17 protein-coding genes are annotated in these 20,340 nt (G+C 39.4%); 6 read left to right on the forward strand and 11 right to left on the reverse strand.

Features of this window, described 5'->3' with window-relative positions; genetic code table 11:
- Window positions 1-30: 30 nt before the first annotated feature.
- Window positions 31-2,751, reverse strand: coding sequence for an aconitate hydratase AcnA (gene acnA / locus A8F95_RS05505; protein WP_065409628.1), 2,721 nt, complete (start codon window positions 2,749-2,751; stop codon window positions 31-33).
- A 159-nt stretch (window positions 2,752-2,910) separates the two neighbouring features.
- On the reverse strand, window positions 2,911-3,852 hold the full coding sequence (locus A8F95_RS05510) for a magnesium transporter CorA family protein (protein WP_065409629.1): 942 nt from the start codon (window positions 3,850-3,852) through the stop codon (window positions 2,911-2,913).
- Between the two features lie 193 nt (window positions 3,853-4,045).
- Here A8F95_RS05510 and A8F95_RS22025 point away from each other — a divergent pair, with 193 nt between their 5' ends.
- Window positions 4,046-4,342 (forward strand): hypothetical protein, encoded by a 297-nt coding sequence (locus A8F95_RS22025; RefSeq protein WP_077247230.1) that lies wholly within the window; start codon window positions 4,046-4,048, stop codon window positions 4,340-4,342.
- Window positions 4,343-4,411: 69 nt separating this feature from the next.
- Here the strand turns inward: A8F95_RS22025 and A8F95_RS05520 are convergent, their stop codons facing one another.
- Entirely contained in the window at window positions 4,412-5,197 is a 786-nt protein-coding gene (locus A8F95_RS05520) for a TrmB family transcriptional regulator (protein WP_065409630.1), read from the reverse strand.
- A gap of 110 nt (window positions 5,198-5,307) precedes the next feature.
- Between A8F95_RS05520 and A8F95_RS05525 the strand changes: the two genes are divergently transcribed.
- Window positions 5,308-6,075: a TSUP family transporter gene (locus A8F95_RS05525; RefSeq protein WP_065409631.1), complete on the forward strand. Its 768-nt coding sequence runs from the start codon at window positions 5,308-5,310 to the stop codon at window positions 6,073-6,075.
- A 383-nt stretch (window positions 6,076-6,458) separates the two neighbouring features.
- Here A8F95_RS05525 and A8F95_RS05530 read toward each other — a convergent pair whose 3' ends face one another.
- On the reverse strand, window positions 6,459-7,190 hold the full coding sequence (locus tag A8F95_RS05530) for a helix-turn-helix transcriptional regulator (protein WP_065409632.1): 732 nt from the start codon (window positions 7,188-7,190) through the stop codon (window positions 6,459-6,461).
- A 177-nt stretch (window positions 7,191-7,367) separates the two neighbouring features.
- Here A8F95_RS05530 and A8F95_RS05535 point away from each other — a divergent pair, with 177 nt between their 5' ends.
- The gene (locus tag A8F95_RS05535) at window positions 7,368-8,819 is read left to right on the forward strand and encodes an amidase family protein (protein WP_095407440.1); all 1,452 of its coding nucleotides are present in this window, start codon (window positions 7,368-7,370) and stop codon (window positions 8,817-8,819) included.
- A 191-nt stretch (window positions 8,820-9,010) separates the two neighbouring features.
- Here the strand turns inward: A8F95_RS05535 and A8F95_RS05540 are convergent, their stop codons facing one another.
- Window positions 9,011-11,170 carry a type IA DNA topoisomerase gene (locus A8F95_RS05540; protein ID WP_065409634.1) on the reverse strand — a complete coding sequence of 720 codons (2,160 nt, stop codon included), beginning with the start codon at window positions 11,168-11,170 and terminating at the stop codon, window positions 9,011-9,013.
- 200 nt (window positions 11,171-11,370) lie between these two features.
- On the opposite strand from A8F95_RS05540, the gene A8F95_RS05545 reads away from it, so the two are divergent.
- From A8F95_RS05545 to cdaS, 3 genes are all read left to right on the forward strand, one after another.
- Window positions 11,371-11,769, forward strand: a complete 399-nt coding sequence (locus A8F95_RS05545) for a VOC family protein (protein WP_095407441.1) — start codon at window positions 11,371-11,373, stop codon at window positions 11,767-11,769.
- A 137-nt stretch (window positions 11,770-11,906) separates the two neighbouring features.
- Window positions 11,907-12,842: a ketopantoate reductase family protein gene (locus tag A8F95_RS05550; RefSeq protein ID WP_065409635.1), complete on the forward strand. Its 936-nt coding sequence runs from the start codon at window positions 11,907-11,909 to the stop codon at window positions 12,840-12,842.
- A 551-nt stretch (window positions 12,843-13,393) separates the two neighbouring features.
- A complete protein-coding gene (gene cdaS / locus A8F95_RS05555; protein ID WP_095407442.1) occupies window positions 13,394-14,017 on the forward strand; it encodes a sporulation-specific diadenylate cyclase CdaS in 624 nt (207 codons plus the stop codon).
- 124 nt (window positions 14,018-14,141) lie between these two features.
- Here cdaS and A8F95_RS05560 read toward each other — a convergent pair whose 3' ends face one another.
- The 6 genes from A8F95_RS05560 to hemA form a co-directional block, all read right to left on the reverse strand.
- Window positions 14,142-14,696 (reverse strand): HPP family protein, encoded by a 555-nt coding sequence (locus tag A8F95_RS05560; RefSeq protein WP_065409637.1) that lies wholly within the window; start codon window positions 14,694-14,696, stop codon window positions 14,142-14,144.
- A gap of 212 nt (window positions 14,697-14,908) precedes the next feature.
- Complete coding sequence (locus A8F95_RS05565; protein WP_065409638.1) at window positions 14,909-16,399, reverse strand: aldehyde dehydrogenase family protein; 1,491 nt, start codon at window positions 16,397-16,399, stop codon at window positions 14,909-14,911.
- 16 nt (window positions 16,400-16,415) lie between these two features.
- On the reverse strand, window positions 16,416-17,378 hold the full coding sequence (locus A8F95_RS05570) for a PDR/VanB family oxidoreductase (RefSeq protein WP_245671146.1): 963 nt from the start codon (window positions 17,376-17,378) through the stop codon (window positions 16,416-16,418).
- A 43-nt stretch (window positions 17,379-17,421) separates the two neighbouring features.
- Entirely contained in the window at window positions 17,422-17,919 is a 498-nt protein-coding gene (locus A8F95_RS05575) for a hypothetical protein (RefSeq protein ID WP_065409639.1), read from the reverse strand.
- A gap of 26 nt (window positions 17,920-17,945) precedes the next feature.
- A complete protein-coding gene (locus A8F95_RS05580) occupies window positions 17,946-18,920 on the reverse strand; it encodes a heme-dependent oxidative N-demethylase family protein (protein WP_065409640.1) in 975 nt (324 codons plus the stop codon).
- A 40-nt stretch (window positions 18,921-18,960) separates the two neighbouring features.
- A complete protein-coding gene (gene hemA / locus A8F95_RS05585; protein WP_077247231.1) occupies window positions 18,961-20,328 on the reverse strand; it encodes a glutamyl-tRNA reductase in 1,368 nt (455 codons plus the stop codon).
- Window positions 20,329-20,340: the final 12 nt, after the last annotated feature.

Raw genomic sequence — 20,340 nt, forward strand, 5'->3', positions numbered from 1 at the left:
CCTACCGATCCCTTTTTAATACTGTTTTTACTATGCTTTAATGTCTTGCAGCTTGCCGCGAAGCACCATTTGCAGGATGCCTCCGTTGCGATAGTAGTCAACCTCTACGTCAGAATCAAAGCGCACAAGAGCTTCAAATTGTGTCTTGTTGCCATCTTCATCGATCGCTGTAACTGTCACAACGTCACGTGGTTTCACGTTATCATTTAAATCTACTTCAAACACTTCTTTGCCAGTTAAGCCTAGAGTCGTTGCATTTTCACCGAGCTTGAATTGTAATGGGAGCACACCCATCATAACAAGGTTTGAACGGTGAATACGCTCGTAGCTCTCTGCAATAACTGTTTTTACACCAAGAAGGTTCGTACCTTTTGCTGCCCAGTCACGAGATGAACCCATACCGTAATCTTTACCAGCAAGAACAACGAGGCCTGTGCCGTCTTCTTGATACTTCATGCATGCATCGTAAATTGGCATAATTTCGCCTGTTGGCCAATAAGTTGTGAATCCGCCCTCTGTTCCAGGAGCCACTTGGTTACGGATTCGAATGTTAGCAAATGTTCCGCGCATCATTACTTCGTGGTTACCACGACGGGAACCGTAAGAGTTAAAGTCACGTGGCTCTACGCCTTTTGAACGTAGGTATTTGCCAGCAGGTGTATCCTTGCCAATCGCACCAGCAGGAGAAATGTGGTCAGTTGTCACAGAGTCACCGAATTTACCCATTACACGCAAGCCTTTAAGCGCTTCAATCTTCTCAGGAACTGCAGATAGTCCTTCAAAGAATGGCGGGTTTTGGATGTAAGTTGAATCATTGTCCCAGCTGTAAAGAGCTTCATTGCTTGTTTGAATTTGATTCCAACGGGAATTGCTATCAAACACGCGCTCATATTCTTTACGGAACAATTCTGGTGTTACTGCACGCTGTACAACTTCTTTCACTTCTTCTGTTGCTGGCCAGATATCTTTGAAGAAGACATCGTTGCCGTCTTTATCTTTACCAATTGGATCTTTAGCAAAGTCAATGTTTACTGTTCCAGCAAGAGCGTAAGCCACAACTAATGGCGGTGAAGCTAAGTAGTTCGCTCTTACAAGCGGATGAATACGGCCTTCAAAGTTACGGTTACCTGAAAGAACAGATGTTACTAAAAGATCCGCATCCACGATTGCTTTTTCAATTTCTTCTTTTAATGGACCGGAGTTACCGATACAAGTTGTACAGCCATATCCTACAAGGTTAAAGCCGAGTTTCTCCATATAGCCCATTAATCCAGCATCACGCAGGTAGCCAGTAACGACCTTTGACCCTGGCGCTAAAGATGTTTTCACATACTTCGGCACTTCGAGACCAAGTTCGACCGCTTTTTTCGCCACTAATCCCGCAGCAAGCAATACATATGGGTTAGATGTATTTGTACAAGATGTAATCGCAGCGATCGCAACAGCACCTGTTTTCATTTCAGCTGTTTCGCCATCAGCAAACTTAACTGTTGTTGTTTTGTCTAGCTCTTCAGGAGTCAATCCGAAGCCTTGGTTGCCTTCCGGAGCACTAATCGCTCCTTGGAAAGATTTCTGCATGCTAGAAAGCGGAATTAAATCTTGCGGACGTTTTGGACCAGATAAGTTTGGCTCAATTTCGGCAAGATCCAATTCAACTACATCTGTATAAACAGGATCTTCCTTATCAGGAGTGAAGAACATATCATTTTCTTTTAAATATTGCTCTACTACTCTGATATGCCCTTCTTCACGGCCTGTTAAGCGCATATAATCAAGGGATTCTGTATCAACCGGGAAGAATCCGCAAGTGGCTCCATATTCAGGTGCCATGTTCGCAATTGTTGCACGGTCTGCAAGTGGAAGCTGAGCTACTCCGGGACCGAAGAATTCAACGAATTTGCCAACTACGCCTTTTGTACGTAACACCTGTGTCACTTTAAGTGCTAAGTCAGTTGCTGTCGCACCGTTCGGAAGTTCTCCAACTAATTTCACCCCGATTACTTCAGGTACAGGGAAATAAGACGGTTGACCAAGCATACCTGCTTCTGCCTCAATACCGCCAACACCCCAGCCAAGAACACCGATACCGTTAATCATCGTTGTATGAGAGTCTGTACCAACGAGTGTATCCGGATAAGCTTCAAATTCACCGCTTGCTGTTTCTACAGCATGAACAACACTTGCTAAGTATTCTAAGTTTACTTGGTGAACGATACCAGTAGCCGGTGGAACAGCACGATAGTTATCAAATGCTTTTTGTGCCCAGCTTAAGAACTCATAACGCTCAGCATTGCGTTCGAATTCAAGCTCCATGTTTCTTTCTAATGCTTCAGGTGTGCCGTATGTGTCAACCTGCACAGAGTGGTCAATAACAAGATCTACTGGAATTTCAGGATTGATTACATCTGGGTTGCCGCCCATATCTGCCATCGCTTTACGCAAGGAAGCAAGGTCAACGACAACTGGAACACCAGTAAAGTCTTGTAAAATAACGCGTGAAGGCTTAAATGGCACCTCGGCATCTTTTATATCTGCCGCTCCCCATTTAGCCAGGTTTTCTACATGGTCCTGTTTAATAACATAGCCATCATGCTGGCGCAGTACAGATTCTAATAATACTTTGATCGAATATGGCAGGCGAGATACTTTCGCCACACCCGCTTCTTCTAGAGCTGCTAAACGGTAATAGTTATAGCGCTTACCATCAAGCTCAAAACTTGAACGGGCATTGAATACGTCATTGTTTGCCATCCCGATTCCCCCTCTTTTCATAAATATGTAAGCATAGCTGAAAGTTTCAAAAAGCTTACTCTCTGCTTTTCATACTATTTCATCATAATACAACCGTTAACATAAGTAAATAACGATAATCGAATCAAGTTCAATAAGAATTCCTTATCAATCGTCTTTTTATTTAAAAAAAGAATTTTTCTTTTTCCCTCTTAAAATATCGCCCATCCAACCTTTTTTCAATAAATATATATAGAGAGCTAACGTTGTTACTGCGATCACTCCCCAAGAGAAAACATAGCCAAGCTTCCAATCAAGCTCCGGCATATTCTTAAAGTTCATCCCCCAGATAGCGCCCCACGCAGCAACAGGTGTAAAAAGTGTCGTTAATACCGTCAAGGTTTTCATAATTTCATTTCCCCGATGTGTGGAAACGGTGTTTTCTAATTCTACCATTGCTTTTAATTCTTTATCATATTCATTTACCAACATGTACGCCCGTTCAACTCGCTTATACGCTCTTTTAAAGTGAATCCCTTTAGCTACATCATCACCAAACGTTTCCTCGATTCCATGCTTGATCTCTATAATCGGGATAATTAAGTTTTGCCAGACAAGAAGCTCATGACGACTTTTCGCTGTTTCGTCGAGAATTTCGATATTATTTTTTTCTTTAATGAGCCAAAGCAAATCTCTTAAGCGAATTTCGTATTCATCAATTTTTTCGAGAAAATGATGAATAATTTCTCCAATCATAATCATAAAACCTTCTACCGGACAATCGGCTTCATCCATCTTCTTCTTCATAATTTCTTCATCAACACTTCCAAGAACGGATAAATCCAAATTATCAGTAATTAGATGCTTCTTCGTTAAATAAAAGTGGAAAATTCGTTTTCCTTCCTTTTTTTCAACGTCCTGAAAATAAACGAGTGAACCCCATAATGCTTCCTTTCCTCTTTCACTCGTATCTACTCGCAAAATACTAGATACATTTTTTTTCGTTTCTTCTGCCCATTTTCTATATGAATGGTATTGATCGGCATATTGTGCCACCTCATCCATTTGAAACTTTTTGAGCTCATGCCAGGACCATCGCCCTTTATTAAAGGTGTGCTCCATCTTGACGCCTCCTATAACTGTTTGCCCGCACTTTTCAATACCCCAGTGTGCAGGAGAAAAAACAACCTTTCATTCATTCCAAGAAATTTAGTGAACAACCTTCTAGTTTTAATCTTTCCATGTTTGGGTAAACATAATGCAAGAAGTAATAATAAAAGCTGAAGAGCTTGAAGTTTTAAGGAGGAATTCTGTTATGTTTGGAAGAAACATGGAAAGAAATCAAGGCGGCGTTAGTTCAGGTCTAGGTTATATGCTTCTCGGAGCAGGAGCTGCAGCTTGGTGGCTCTCTAAAGAAGAAAACCGAAGCAAGCTCGATAACCTCATGAATATGGCGAAAGAAAAAATGAATATGGACGTCCAGCCTTCAAAAGAAGAATTCCCTGTTTTAAAAGCCGGACACCCTCATCCCGATGATATTGCTGATAATAAAATGGTATCTGAAGGATCGCAATTTGGTGTGAAATACTACAACGAGAAAGAACAACAATAAATGAATAAAAGACGGTGCTGATTGATTGCACCGTCTTTTTTATCGTCTTTCTTCTATTAAATAAGCTTCTTATTTTTTCATAAAAAAGGCCCTTCGCTCTTTAGTAATCCACTTCTCCAAATCATCTTGACTGCGTCGAACAAGCCGGTTCACTAACACATCGTGCCACACATAATCCTCTAATAGGTAAATATGAACAGGATCATCTGTATAAAAAGCAACACTGCGCTCCTCAATGGATGGTCCATAAATCATCTCTTTAGAATCTATGGATAAAATAAACCAGCGTTCTGTAGACGGCGTTTCAGTAAAAGGGGTGATACGGTGGGTTTCCAGGTTTCCAATCGGATTGTCAACATGTAGTGTAATGCCTTGTACGGTTACTTTTTCAGCTGCCTGCACTAGCTCTTCCTTCAATTCCTCATACATATCGTCCCACATTGAAATGACAATACGCCTTTCTGCCTTTTTCAATAATGTTTGGCAATAGCTTATGATCGTTTCATAGTCCTTTAAAGTCATCACCCGATTGTCCACTTTTTCTTCAGAGGTCTCTAAGCTTTTTAACGTGTCACTTATTACCGTATAAGTCGATTGCCACTCTGATTGAGCCTTCTGTAAAAAGATTTCGACAGGCAGAGGAGAATATCGGGTGGTATCATTCATTTCTTCCTTCATCACCATTCCTTTTTCAACAAGATTGCTTAACACATCATAAATTCGTGCTCTTGGGATACCTGACTCCTTACTAACTTGGTAGGCGTTGACAGGGCCTTGTTTGACTAAAGAAACATAGGATTTAGCTTCATATTCATTAAACCCTAATTTTTTGAGCTTTTGTACGATGTCTTCCACTTTTCCTCCTCCACTCATTCTTTTCCTATAGTATCAAGTTACAATAACTATTTACAGAGCGCAAATAATTAGATACTATTCTAGTAGTCACTATCAGAAAGGTTGATTATATGGATTTCCACCTAGACCCATCCGTATTTATTATTTTGATTGTTTTTGGATTTTTAGCTTCATTTATTGATTCTGTCGTTGGAGGCGGCGGCCTCATCACATTACCTGCCTTATTATTCACGGGGCTTAATCCAGCTGGGGCAGTAGCGACCAATAAATTGGCATCCACGATAGGTTCTTTAACAAGTACATATATGTTTTATCGTTCCGGTAAAATCGATATCAAATCAGTGCTTAAATTATTTCCACTCTCTTTCATTGGCTCTATGCTTGGTGCGTGGACTGTTCATTTGATAGATCCTGAAGTGCTAAAGCCCTTGATGCTGCTCATGCTTGCAGCCGTTGCCATTTATACTGTTTTCAAAAAAGATTGGGGCAGCATCTCAGCCCCTAAAAAATTGTCCATCCGTCACTTTATAATGTTTATGGCTGCCATTTTTGCGATTGGTTTTTATGATGGATTTCTCGGCCCTGGAACAGGTTCATTTTTAATTTTCTCTTTTTTACTGATCGGATTTGATTTTTTAAAAGCTGCGGGAAATGCAAAGTTTTTAAACTTTGGCAGTAATATTGCCGGATTGTTGATGTTTATGTTTTTAGGCCAAGTGCATTACACGTATGGATTAATTATGGGAATAGCACAGCTTGCTGGGGCTATATGTGGCTCAAAATTTGCGATTAAAAGAGGAAGCAGCTACGTGCGTGCGCTGTTTATTGCCGTCACCTGTCTACTGTTAATGAAAAATATATATGATTATACTCATTAATTTCTAACATATTATGTTGCCTTAAAAACCAAAAATTCCACTTTGGTTTACATCCTGTTCGTTCTCGAAAGGTTACCTACAGAAGGGGCTAATTGATATTTCATTTTAAAGGGACTGAATGAAATAAAAAAGAGCAGCCCCATAAAGCTTATGGGGCTGCTCGAGAAATAAAGCTATATGGTAAATGATAAGTTGTTATAAAATATTACCTGCATTTAGACCTTTGCTTTCCCTATACATTATTTAATCATGCTAATGAATCGTGAAATAACAAATATTTATCCCGTCAAATTATGACTATTAACTATTTTCAAAGATGGATACAAGCAAGTTAAGCAAAAGTAGAGATAACTATGTAACCGTTGTCATTTTTTGTTTGATTACTAGAGATTCATCTTATAGATTAGGCTAGTTCGATTTGGAACATCCAGTTTTCTATAAAGATTTTGCAAATGCTTTTTTACAGTGTTCGTACTAATAAATAGACTGTTGGCTATATCTGCATTTGTATAACCTTTTTGAACTAACTTTAAAATCTCTCTTTCCCTTCTAGTTAACCGCTGATCCTCTTGTGCCTCTTTATACCCTTCCATATTAAGATAGCTCGCTAGTTTCTGCGATAAATGCCTAGCCACAATCTCCATCCCCATCATGTCCTGAAGGTTAAACAATTCCTCATCTTTATATCTAAGAAACGCTAGACTTCCAAGAAGTCGATGTTCATGCTTTAAACAAACAACCATTTCATCATAATATCTATATTTCACCATAAGGCCATTATAGAAAACACTTTGTTGGTATGCATTTTCAGAAACAATATCAACAATTCGCAAAACGTTTTGCCTAGACATTCTAGGCATGATATTTCGAGGGTTCAAAATATCAACCTTATAACCGTAGTCGTTATATTCTTGCATAGCCAGCTTAGATATATTCAAGGTTACTGGATCGATTAACTTTATATTTTCATCTAACAACCAAAAGTTAGCTAAATGATACCCGAACAACCGTTCAATGGACGATAAAACGTTTTTCCGGAACTCTTGGTCAAGATCAATCGTTTCATCCAGAAAGGCAAGAACTTTTTCAAAGTGACCTGTAGAAAGAGCAAACATATTGAACCCCCTAATATCCTTTCCACCTATTATAATACAAATTGTTTGTTTTTTCTGAAAATAACTCTTTTGGGTAATTGTTTATACCATTCTTACTTGTTAAAGTAAAACCCACAACCAAAGATTTACGAAGCTAGTTTTCCTAAAAATAAAACGGTCAGAAAGGTGGTAAACGCTATGCAAACCTCCCAAACAGTAAATAACACTAAAAAAGATGAACTTTGGCGCTGGAGTGCAACAGAACTTGCCCACGCCATTAAAACAGGAGCTATTTCTTCCCGTGAAGCGGTGATGAGCTGCCTAAATCGGATTGAGGAAGTCAATCCAACGTTAAACTCTCTTGTGAAGGTGTTTCCGGAAGAAGCACTTGCTGCCGCAGATGAAGCGGATAAAGCAGTGTCAAAAGGAGAGAAACTTGGTGTCTTACATGGTGTACCCGTCTCACTTAAAGTGAATAGCGATCAAGCCGGACATGCTACGACGGATGGAGTAGTCGCGCTCGAAAAGAATATTCCTGAGAAGGATGGTCCAGTAGCGACAAACCTGCGTAAATCAGGAGCCGTCATCCTTGGCCGCAGTAATACGCCTGCTTTTTCCTATAGATGGGTTACGAGCAACGATCTTCATGGCAGAACCTTGAATCCTTGGGACCTTACTCGCACACCTGGCGGATCTAGCGGAGGCGCTGCTTCCTCTGTCGCAGCTGGAATGACCCCCATTGCTCATGGAAATGATATTGGCGGTTCCATTCGTTATCCTGCCTATGCTTGCGGGATTATGGGATTGCGTCCTACACCGGGAAGATTGCCAGGATGGTACGGGGATCCAAAGGGCGATCAAGCTCCTTCCGTTCAGTTTATGTCTGTAGAAGGTCCTTTGGCTCGTTCCGTTTCCGACCTGCGGTTAGGCTTTGAGAGCATGAGTCAATTCGATCCCCGGGATCCCATCTATGCACCTGCTCCCTTGCTGGGAAAAGCTCTTCAACGCCCAATACGTGTGGGGCTACTTCGTGATGTAGGTGTGCAAAAACCAACGGCCGCTGTTAACAAAGCGTTGGATGAAACTGCACAGTACTTAACAAATGCCGGATATGCTGTTGAGGAAATCGATGTTCCCTTATTTAAAGAAGCATATGAACTATGGTATCTGTTATGTATGATGGATGTAGCTGGTGCTGTACCAACCATCGAACAAATGGGCGATGTCGGCATTAATAAAGCTGTATCTTATTTCTTTGATGTAACAAAAGAATTTTGGGGAGAAACCCCTACCCTTTCTGATTACATTAAAGGATACTCTCGCCGTGGCACCCTAATTTATAAACTTCAAGAATTTTTACAATCCTATCCTCTATTGCTAATGCCTGTATCCACAGAACAAGCCTTTGAACAAGACGCAGATATTAAAAGCAGAGAAAGTATGAGACGCATCATATCCGCACAATGGTCAATGATGTCCATCGCATTACTTGGGTTCCCTTCCGTTTCTATACCAACATCCGTTGTAGACGGCCTGCCGGTTGGTGTTCAAATTCTAGGCATGCGTTTCCGAGAAGACACTTTATTTGACGCGGCTGAAGTCATTGAAGCACATTCAACAGTAAAGACACCAATTGATCCTCGTTCATGATTCAGGTGAAGTCTTAGACTATTGACAAAAGGGTTCGGAATGAGACCATTCCGAACCCTTTTCTATTTTTAGATGGAGTTTAAGCCGTTTGAAAGAATAATAGCTCTCTCCGAATTAATTATTTAAATGGTTTCTGGCCCCTGCGTCTATCAGTTCATATGATTCATTAAAATACTTTATTTCATTAATTATTAGCTGAATTCCATCTTCCAGCTAAAGTATTCATTATCGGGATTTTTTTCATAACGTAAATTAGCATCAAATTTGTTGCCTTTTTTGCTCGTTAGCCCCTTTACTGTCACCACTCCATTTTTCAAAAGTGTTTTTACCATCGTTTTAGTCGGTTTCTTCTTCATGGAAGCTAGGAATTTATCATTTTTCCAAATAACAAATTTACAGCCGCTTTTCCAATTGCTACAGCCAAAACCCTTTTGCCCTTCAATGATCCCATGCCCGCATAGAGGACACTTTCCAAGTATTTCAGCTTCCTTCTTCTCTTTAGAAACTTCACTAATGACGACTTCCTGATCACTTTTTATTTTTTCAACGGCCTTCGAAGTAAATTCAGAAATCACATTCAGGAAGGATTCTTTCGTAAATTTCTGTTTCTCAATATCTGCTAATGTTTTCTCTAATCGCCCGGTAAATTCCAAATCAAATAATTCCTTCACCGGGAACGTTTCTACTAGCTTTCTACCGAGTTCGGTGCATACTAAATTTTTATTTTGCGTCGCAATATAACCAATGTCTTTTAATTTCTTGATCGTTTCAGCTCTTGTTGCTGGAGTCCCAATGCTATAACCACTTAGGATGGAAGCAAGCATTTCCTCTTCCTCATCGCTCTCTTTACTCCCGCTGCCTTTCCCGCAGGTTTCCATGACTCGGAGTAATGTTTTCTCTATATGAGGCTTAGGAGGCTTCGTCACATGAGACGATACATTTTGCTTTGTTATATCCACAAGCTCATTGGTATCGACAGCCGGTAACAGCGTATCTTTAGATTCAATTCTTTCGAGCTTTTTCCAGCCGACAATCGTTTGGACTTTTCCCTTCGAAATGAACACACCTTTTATCTCGCTAACATTCGCTTTTGTCGTGATTTTCGTTTCTTCATATTCCGCTATCGGCATAAATTGAATGATAAAGCGATTTTTGATGGCCGTATAAACCGTCTCTTCATCCTTCGTTAACGATTTAGGCACTACATAAGTCGGGATAATGGCGCTATGGCTCTCCACCTTCGCGTTATTAAATATCCGTTTCGTTTTTTGAAATTTAATTTCTTCTTCAAAAGGCAGCCCCTTTTTCAAGACCTCCAGCACTTTAGCTGCCTTGCCGACAAGGCTTTCTTCTAAAGCCACACTTGCTGTTCTTGGGTACGTGATCAATTTTTTCTCATAGAGAGACTGGGCCACTTTTAACACTTTGTCGGACGTCCAGCCTTTATATTTACTTGTGATGTATCCTTGTAAATTTGAAAGGTTAAACAAATAAGGTGGAAACTCCTTTTTTCGTTCTACCTTCTTGTCAATAATCGTTGCCTTTTGATTAGCTAGAACTTTTTCAATTAATTCAAGAGGCTCCTTGCTTTTGAACTTTTCCTGCCCCTCTTCGAAATAAGTCCCCTCATATTCCTCTTCATTTTTTGTCTTAAAGGTAGCCGTTAATTTATAATAATCCTCTGGCACGAAATTCTCGATTTCCTTATCGCGGTCATAAATAATTTTTAAGGTTGGCAGCAATACCCTGCCGATATTTAAAGCTTGGCCTCTTCCCTTTTGGTACTTTAAGGTAGCAACGGAAGTTAAATTGATGCCTATCAGCCAGTCTGCCCACTGCCGGCTTAGACCCGCATCTTGAAGAGGCTTCATTTCAACATTTGGTTTAATATTCTGAAGGCCCTTTAACACTTCTTCAGGTGTCCACTCGTTTAGTAACAATCTGTATACTTTCTTCTGGGCCTTCAAATTATAAATAATCGTATCACCAATAATTTGGCCCTCCCGATCATAATCACAGGCCGAAACAATGGTCTCCACATCATTTCTCTTAATCAAAGAATAGATAATTTTTAACTGTTTTTTCGCTCCCAAGTCTTCTTTATCCCTATTACGCGGATCACTCTTTACTTTGTAGCGAAAATGAGACGGAATAAAAGGAAAGTTTTCCATGTTCCATCTTTTCATCTTTTCATCGTAATCTTTTGCATCGTACAACTGTAATAAATGTCCAAAAGCCCAAGTGATAATATAGCCATTGCCCTCAAAATAACCATCTTTTTTCGTTCTTATTTTCAAAGCCTCCGCAATGTTCTTAGCTACAGATGGCTTTTCTGCAATAATAACCTTCATTCTGTTAAACTCCCTAACCAGTGTAATGTTAACTATTATATCTATTTCCTTCTATAGTTCAAAGAAATGATTTTTTAGATTTCTAAAGAGTGATAAAGCTTCTGAGCTCAGAATAAATCATTTAAGGACTTAAGGTAACTACCTTAAGTCCTTAAGATTTACTATAATGAATTTAGTACATACATGAGGAGGTAGACAAAGTGCCAATCGTTACACCATTTTTAATGTTTCAAGATGGAAAAGCAGAAGAAGCAATGAATTTTTATACATCATTAATAAAGGATTCAGAAATTAAAAGCATCGTTCGATATGGAGCCAATGAAGCTGGCGATGAAGGAACAGTAATGCAGGCGGTTTTTTCCTTGAAAGGGCAAGAGTTTATGTGCATTGACAGTAACGTGAAGCATCAATTCTCCTTTACCCCATCATTCTCCATCTATGTTACTTGTGATACTGAAGAGGAGATGACCAGCCTTTATCAACAGCTGATTGTTGGCGGACAAGCCTTGATGCCAATTGGCGATTATGGTTTCAGCAAGAAGTTTGGTTGGCTAACTGACCGATTCGGAGTTTCGTGGCAATTAAATCTTCCTTTGTGAAGTTTTAGGGGAAATTAATAAATAAAAACCACATTAGCTAGTGTGTCATTACTTCAACTATTCATTAATCAAGGAGCTAACAAGAGCAATCCATTTCTCAGCTATACGTAAAAACTCATATGAAAGAAGGGAAATTAGTGAAAAAAATTGAAACCGTTTCATTAATTGGGCTAGGTGCTGTAGGAGCTGCTTATGGAAGTAAGCTGCATGATATGTTGAAAGATTCGTTCCAAGTCGTGGCAAGTAAAGAACGAATACAAAGGTATGAGAATACAGGAATCATCGTAAATGGACAAGATTATCGCTTTCATTACATTACCCCAGAAACAAAAAGAGAACCAGTAGATCTAGTGATTTTTGCCGTAAAAAATGCTGATCTATCTCAAGCAATCCAAGATGTCCAACATCATATTGGACCTGATACCATTATTTTATCTTTATTGAACGGTATTTCTAGTGAAGGTGAAATAGAATCCGCTTGTGAGAATCATCCTATTCTTTATAGCGTATGTGTGGAAATTGATGCGGTTAGACGACAGAATGAAACAAGTTTTAGTACGCTTGGGTGGATTGAATATGGTGAAAAGGATAACTCTAAATCGGAGAATGTATTAGCAGTTCAAGAATTATTTGAAAGAGCTGGCATCCCATATAAAATTTCTGAGGATATTTTGCATTCAATGTGGTGGAAATTCATGGTGAATGTCGGTATTAATCAGACATCTGCCGTTTTAAAGGCACCCTATAAAATCTTTCAATCTGTGCCAAGTGCTTATGAATGGGCAGAATCGACGATGCGCGAAGTCGTTGCCCTTTCACAAAAAGTAGGAGCTAATTTAACAGAGGAAGATGTCAAAAGTTTCCGGCCAATCTTACATAATCTTTCACCCAATGGAAAAACATCTATGCTGCAAGATATAGAAGCAGGAAGAAAAACTGAAGTTGACTATTTAGGTGGAACGGTAATCGAGTTGGGTAAAAAATACGGGGTACCAACTCCAATTAATGAACAGTTATATAAGATCATTCACATTATGGAAGATATGACAGCCTACAGTCCATTAAATCAGTGAAACCATACATGCCTACTCAGGTTCCCGTGCAAAGATGAAATAAAAATTCAACGGCGCGATACAGGTACAGCCATCCCCCTTTGACTTTTCCATCTGTCCCATTGGCCGGTCTAAGCGGTGCGCGAAAGTCCAATTCACTTACCTTTCCCATTAGGTTATATAACGTTTACGGGAAAAATAATGGGAAGCTGTCATACTCACCTAAGCAAGTATGGATGCCTCGCTTGCTATAGAAAGAATCCATGTATAAATTGTAGCAACACCACCTCTTTCAATACCAGGACGAAACAGATAAGAGACATATTGTGCGGTTCGAAGATGCGAAAGCTCGTGCTCAAGGTTACTTGTTGATTATCGCTTAAGAGGGATGGGCGCCTAGCAATTAGGATTGCACTTTCCTCAATCGTCCATTTCGGGAAAAGAATTTGTGAGTCCTAAAACATTTCATAAAAATACCTGCTTTGCAAGGAAAAAAACTGGTTAATACTATCTGAAAGATACTCAATAGAAGAATGATGTTTAAAAACATAATTAGTTGGAGTTGTTTAAATGTGAAGACTACTAATTGCGATTTCTCACCAATGAAGCAGCAATTGTCAAAAGGAATACAGCACATAACTAATGAGCTCCAATATAGCTTAGAGGTGCTAGACAATGAAAACTATTGCCTCTTAAGCCAACTGGAGGAAATCAAAAATAAATTTATCCAAATGGAATCAGTTGCTGCTTCCTTTTATTTAAACTGTTATTTGTCCGCTTTTACAGATAAATATGCAGATCTATCCATTTGTCTTCAGCGGCTGTCTGATCGACATCATGGTGCGTTGATCGTTATACAACGGCGTGATCCTCTTGAGTCCTTCATCCAAAAAGGAACAGTGGTAGAAGCAGCTTTAACTCCCGCGTTATTAGAGGCTATCTTTTACCCTGGAAACCCCCTTCATGACGGTGCAGTAATTATTTATGGGAATCAAATTGTTTCAGCAGCCAATGTGCTGCCCTTAACCACTGCCGTTATAGGTGACAAAAAGCTCGGTACCCGTCATCGTGCCGCATTGGGTTTAAGCGAGCGAAGTGATGCTCTTGTGCTAGTTGTGTCAGAAGAGACAGGCAGAGTCTCCTTTGCATTGGATGGAAAACTTCACCCTATTGTTACCGTTCAAAGTCTACATTAATTCCCATATAGGGGGCTGCTGCTCTCCACCGAAATATCAGAAGCATGCAGGATCTTTGAGTCCAAACCGTTGATAATGAACTCGCTTTTTCATCAAATGCTGATCTTGTTCTACAACGTGTCTCCTATATCCAAAATGTAGGGTAATTCCGATCACTTCGTAAATTATTGATAAGCAAGGCAAATAAAACGATTAACATGGAGCCGATTAAAACAGGTAAAAATAAAAAGCTCCAATTATAATGTCCCATCATCACAACAAGAGGAGTGGCACCGGCTGGCGGGTGTGTTGTTTTGGTTAACATTAACGCAGCAATAGCCAACCCCACGGCTAACCCAATCGCCCAGGGGCCATTCCCGAATATGTGGTAGATTGACAAACCAACGAAGGTTGATATTAGATGGCCGCCAATAATATTTCTTGGCTGTGAATAGGGTGCGTTCCAAACACCAAATGCAAGAACACAACTGGCACCAAATGGAGCTATTAGCCATTCAGTTGACGTGACGCTAGTCAATATGGATAAAACAGAAATGGTTAAAAAGCCACCGAGTAATCCTGTCATGGCATCTTTTATATTTACTTTTAAAGGCGTTACACCATCTCCTTTCATTTTGGATATAGGCGAAGAAGTAACAGGGTAATTTTCTACCCGACTTGTTGCTCTCGAACTCTCCATTGCTTCTCTCCTTTCTTTTAGTAGGCGCAAAGGTTCGTTAATGATGAGCTCCGGTTAATGACTTAGAAAAGTTGCAGCATTGGTGATTAAAATAGGAACTACTAGTACTAAAACAGACAAGATTTTTTTCTTATATAATATAAAACCTCATACTTGATTGAAAAAAGAGAAGTGAGGTGCCCACTTCTCTTCATCTCCCTTTATAAAACTTATCAGTTTGGAAACCAACCTACAGGTTCTACTGCAAGGTTAACATTGATCTGCTTGACTTCTTGGAAATCCTCTAAACCGTAAGTTCCAAGGCTGCGGCCAATTCCACTTTGTTTATATCCGCCCCATGGAGCTTCTACATAAGTAGGATGGTATGAGTTCACCCAAGTGATTCCAGCCCGAACCTTTTTGATGACTCGCATAGCTTTTGCACCGTCACCTGAGAACACACCGCCGGCAAGTCCATAAACAGTGTCATTTGCTAACTTAATTGCCTCTTCTTCATCTTTGAACTTTTGAATTGTAACAACTGGTCCAAAAATCTCTTCTTGAACGATGCGCATGTCAGATGTAACGTTTGTGAAAACTGTTGGCTCGATAAAGAATCCTTTATCTAATCCGTTTTCTGTTAAACGACGGCCGCCGCATGCCAGCGTAGCCCCTTCCTCTTTGCCGATTTCGATGTAGTTTAAGATAGCATTCATTTGATGTTCACTGTTAATTGCGCCCACTTGGGAAGTCTCATCTAGACCAGGACCGACTTTAATTTGTTTCGCACGTTCAACATAGCGTTCTACGAATTTATCATAGATGCTTTCTTCTACTAAAATACGGCTGCCGGATGAGCATACTTGACCAGCGCCAAAGAAAATTCCAAATAACGCATAATCCACGGCTGTTTCAAAGTCTGCATCAGCAAAAATAATGTTTGGAGATTTGCCGCCCAATTCTAGAGAAATTTTCTTTAAATTTCCTGCAGCAGCTCTCATAATTTCACGCCCAACGTCTGTGCTTCCTGTAAAGGAAACAAGATCAACGTCATGGCTTTCCGCTATCGTCTGGCCAACGACGGAGCCTCTACCCATCACAAGGTTTACAACACCTTTTGGAACACCAACTTCTTCGATGATTTCTACTAATTTCATTGCAGTAATCGGCGTAGATTCCGCTGGTTTATAAACAATTGTATTTCCTGCAGCTAATGCCGGAGCTATTTTCCACACACTCATTAACAATGGAAAATTCCAAGGAACGATAAGGCCAGTAACCCCAACAGGCTCTTTCACAACCATTGCCTGTACATCTTCAGGTACATGGTATGTTTCGCCATCAGGTGTCATAATCAAACCAGCGTAATAACGGAAGCATGTTGCAGCATCACTAATATCGAATTCAGCTTCAGCTTTCAACTTACCATTGTCCATTACTTCTAATTTAACCAACTCATCAAAATTCTCTTCAATCTTGTCTGCAATTTTATTTAGATATTTAGCTCGCTCGTGAGTAGTTAGTTCAGACCATACACCGCTTTCAAATGCAGCCTTTGCAACAGCAATCGCTTCTTCTGTTTCTTCTTTTGTTGCTCTAGGAGCTGTAGCGATAATTTCTTGATTTGCAGGATTGATAACTTTATTTAAATCTGAGTTTTGAGAATCTCTCCACTCACCATTAATATACATTTTCAATTCGATTGCTTGTGTTTGTACTGTCATGTTTCCACCTCATAAGTTATATTTTTAAAACTAATTTTTCTTCCTTGGCTCTTGAACAGCATGTCAATATCATATTTTTTTGTTTTCTTTCTTCATCGCTGAAAAAGATATCTCGATGATCAACTTCCCCCGCAACGACATCAACTTCACATTGTCCGCACCCTCCAGCTTTGCAAGAATATGGAGCTTCGATGCCTGCATCAAGCAATGCTTCTAATAGGGTTTGCTCAGGACTTACTTCTATTACTGTGTTGCTATTCACTATTTCTACTAAAAATGGATTGTTTTCTCCACCTGCAGCTGCAAATAGCTCAAAGTGAACAGATTTTTCAGGATATCCATAGGATAGGGCTGCTTCCTTATATTCAGTAACCATAGAAACAGGGCCACAGAAGTAAACATGGCTGCCAATTCTTTGATTCTTCATCGTTTCAGGAGTCATGCGTACAGGCTCATCACTTCTTGAGAAGTAGAAAGTACATTTGCCTGGATACTTTTCATTTAAGTAATCATAAAAAGCACACTGTTCCTTTGTTCGAGCTGCATAATGAAGTTCAAATGTTTTCCCTTGAGCTTCTAGTTCCGTCATCATGGTTAAGAATGGAGTAATCCCGATTCCAGCGGCGTAAAACACATGATGTTTAGCATGAAAACCTAACGTAAAGTGGTTTTTTGGAAAACTCGTTTTAACGGTATCACCCACCTTTACGTGATCGTGCCAGTAAACGGACCCTCCTCTTGAATTTGGATCACGATTAATAGAGATAGAGTAGTGAGTACGATCGGTTGGATCGCTGACAAGAGAATAGTCCCTTTCAAGGGTTTTATCTCCCTGGTTCACATATGTAGTAATATGCGCACCGCCGGTAAACGCTGGTAATAATTTCTGATCGGAAGGGTAAAGATAAAAACGTTTAACGCTTTCCGTTATTTGCTCTATCTTCCCCACATTCATTTCTATATTTCCATATACTCTCATAACCTTCACCTCAGTCCTTTCTTCATTGTGTATAAAAATTGTGTTAATTAGGGATGAATGGATATCCTATATAACCTTTGCGAACTTTGGAGAAAAACGGGCCAACCTCCATATAAGCATTGCAATGTGTACACTGGACCTCATCATCATAGTTGATTTCACTCTTTTGATAACATTTCATACAATAAATGTAACGTCTTTTAGGGCCATAGATAATTGTCTGAATTTCATCTTCTGTGAAACCGGCTTCTATCGCTTCAGCAAAAACAGCGGCAGCATGATCCCAGTCCGAAGCAATGTATAGATGAGTCCCCATTTTTTGACTATAAAGCAGAGTGCGCAGGGCTTGAAGGTCGATGGAATCTCCAATTTCAAAGTGCTCATATTCAAGCTCTTCTTGTGTATCTTTAGCTAAAACTTGTTTGACATCGCTTACAGCCTTTTGATCGTAAATAATAAGATGCTTTTTCCTTTTATCATTAAAGGCAAGTTTTTCTTTAATGGTTTCTGATTGATCATATAATACCGGGCTACTATACAAAGTACTCCTCCCTTTCTTCTTGGTTTTTATTTCACTTTTAAACTATCAATCAAGTTTTTAAGATACTCAACCGACTGAGGTAAAAATGGTGCCATCCCTTTATACTCCGCCATATAATCTGGAATATCTGCAAGATTAAAATAAGTGATCTCTAGCCATTCTGGTCTCAGCACCAGGTCTTCCAATGGGAGAAACTGAGTGTCAAGGACAAATAAGATAGCATTACTTCGCGGCATACGGACGAACCATTGCTCTTCTACCCGAAGGTGAACAAGCTCTCCTGCATTTTCTGCTGTGACCTTCTCTCTTTCAGGTCCCCAAATATCCATTGTTTCATAGTTAACATCCCAACGATCTGCCATAAGGTTCCAGTTTACTCTTGTTCTTGGTGCTCCTGGTTCAATCGTTAATAAGAACTTTCTGATTCTGTCCGTCAGTTCTACGCCATCTCGACTAACAAATGGTACTGGCCCATGTATTTCATTAAATGACATTCCAAGATTCCAGTGTGGTGAAAATAATGCCGCAAAGGACTCTTGAGCGACTTCTAGATAGAAATTATCGTCTCTATTCACCATCAACATATAGTCATGGTGAAAATGACGGCCAATCATATCATAAGGCTCTAGTGAAATGCTTGATTCATCGCCAAAAATGAAGGTTTCTTTTTCTCCAAGAATATGGTTAGAAAAAGTCCATTGATCTCCATTTTTTTCAATACTGAAGTGTTCAGGATATTTATCTACTGCCAGATCAATTATTAACTCAACGAATTCCCATTGCATTTCCATCGTGTGTGGGAATGATTGATAGCGAACTTCTGGCTGCTCTTCCAGCAATTCGCGTTTACGTTTTATTTGAGCCTGATACTCAGGAGTAATTTTCATAAAGTTTACTTTATCTTCACCTAACGCCACTAAATCGTTGGAATAACGATATGTCTTGTTTTTGTAATTGGTAAATGGGAATGTAAACATATCAAGATTTGTTGATTTAAACATCTAGATTTCCTCCTTTTTAATGAAAAGAATTTTCTTGTTATTAGCTTCCTGTGTTTTGCAGCAACTGATGCGAAAAGGAATGATTCCTATCAAAGTCAAAGTTCAATTCACTCTCTAATTCAAATATTCTGGAAATTAACTTTAGATATTCATCCCTTTTTTCGTAGTTTTCCTCTTGCAAAGCGATCTCTTTCATCATAAGAATCGGCTGGCGAATGAATTGATTGGAAATCATTTTTGTATATTTCAAAATAACCTGCTTTTCTTTTTCAGATAGGTTAGGTGATTTATTTTGAATATGTTTCATGGCCTCTGCTTGGATATTCGAAGCTTTTTCTTGCAGTTCTTCGATAAGAGGTACAACGGCTAATGTTTTTTTCCAATCATTAAATTCAAACAATTCCTTTGTTATCATCCGTTTTATCTTATTGGCTTCTGTTAATCTTTGCTGTGTGTTTGATTCAATAACACCATGTAAGTGATCCACATCGTATACATAGGTATTTTCTAGTTCGCCAATTCTTGGGTCTATGTTTCTTGGAACTCCAAGATCGATAATAGTAAGCGGACGTTCTCTTCTTCGTGTAAGATTCATTACATCTGTTACATCCAGTAAGTAATTGTTCTTATCGATGGAGCAAATAACTAAATCGACTTCTTCTAACAATTGTAAATACTCATCTAGAGGGTAAACGTTTCCATTATAAGGTGCAGCTAACTTCTCTGCTTTATCTAATGTTCGATTCACGAAAATCAGTTGGTTGCATCCTGCTTCCTTCAAATGCTGGGCAGCTAACTTGTTCATCGTTCCTGCACCAATCAATAAGACTTTTTTCTGTTTTAACTGAGGAATTTTCCTTTTTAACATTTGGATGGCTGCATAACTGATGGAAACCGCTTGTTTTCCAATGTCCGTTTGAGTATGTGCTCTTTTCCCAAGCGTTATGGCTTGTTGGAAAAGACGATTGAAAAGTTCACCAGTGCTTCCAGAGTTCAGGCTATCCAGAAACGCTCGTTTCACTTGCCCAAGGATTTGAGTTTCCCCTATAACTAAGGAATCTAAGCCGCAAACCACTGTAAACAAATGAGTAACAGCTTCATCATTTACTTTGACATAAACAACACTTTCGGCTATGTGATGATATTTGGTTACTTTTTTCAGCAATTTCTCTTTTAATAATCTTTCTGCCAAATACAGATTATCTGTAGCCGCGTAAATTTCAGTTCTGTTACATGTACTGAGCACTAAACATTCTTTGATGATAGGATTAGATATTAATTTGCGTTCGATATCTTTTTTCTCAAGCGCATCAAAGTGAATCTGTTCCCTTATAGTTAGAGGAGCATTCTCATGATTTAGTCCGATTACCAAGATAGTCAATGTATCCCCCCTTTCAATAAATTTCATGTGCTGAGTAAA

Origin of the sequence: Pseudobacillus wudalianchiensis (assembly GCF_001685015.1) — a bacterium.
Lineage (GTDB): Bacteria > Bacillota > Bacilli > Bacillales > Domibacillaceae > Pseudobacillus > Pseudobacillus wudalianchiensis.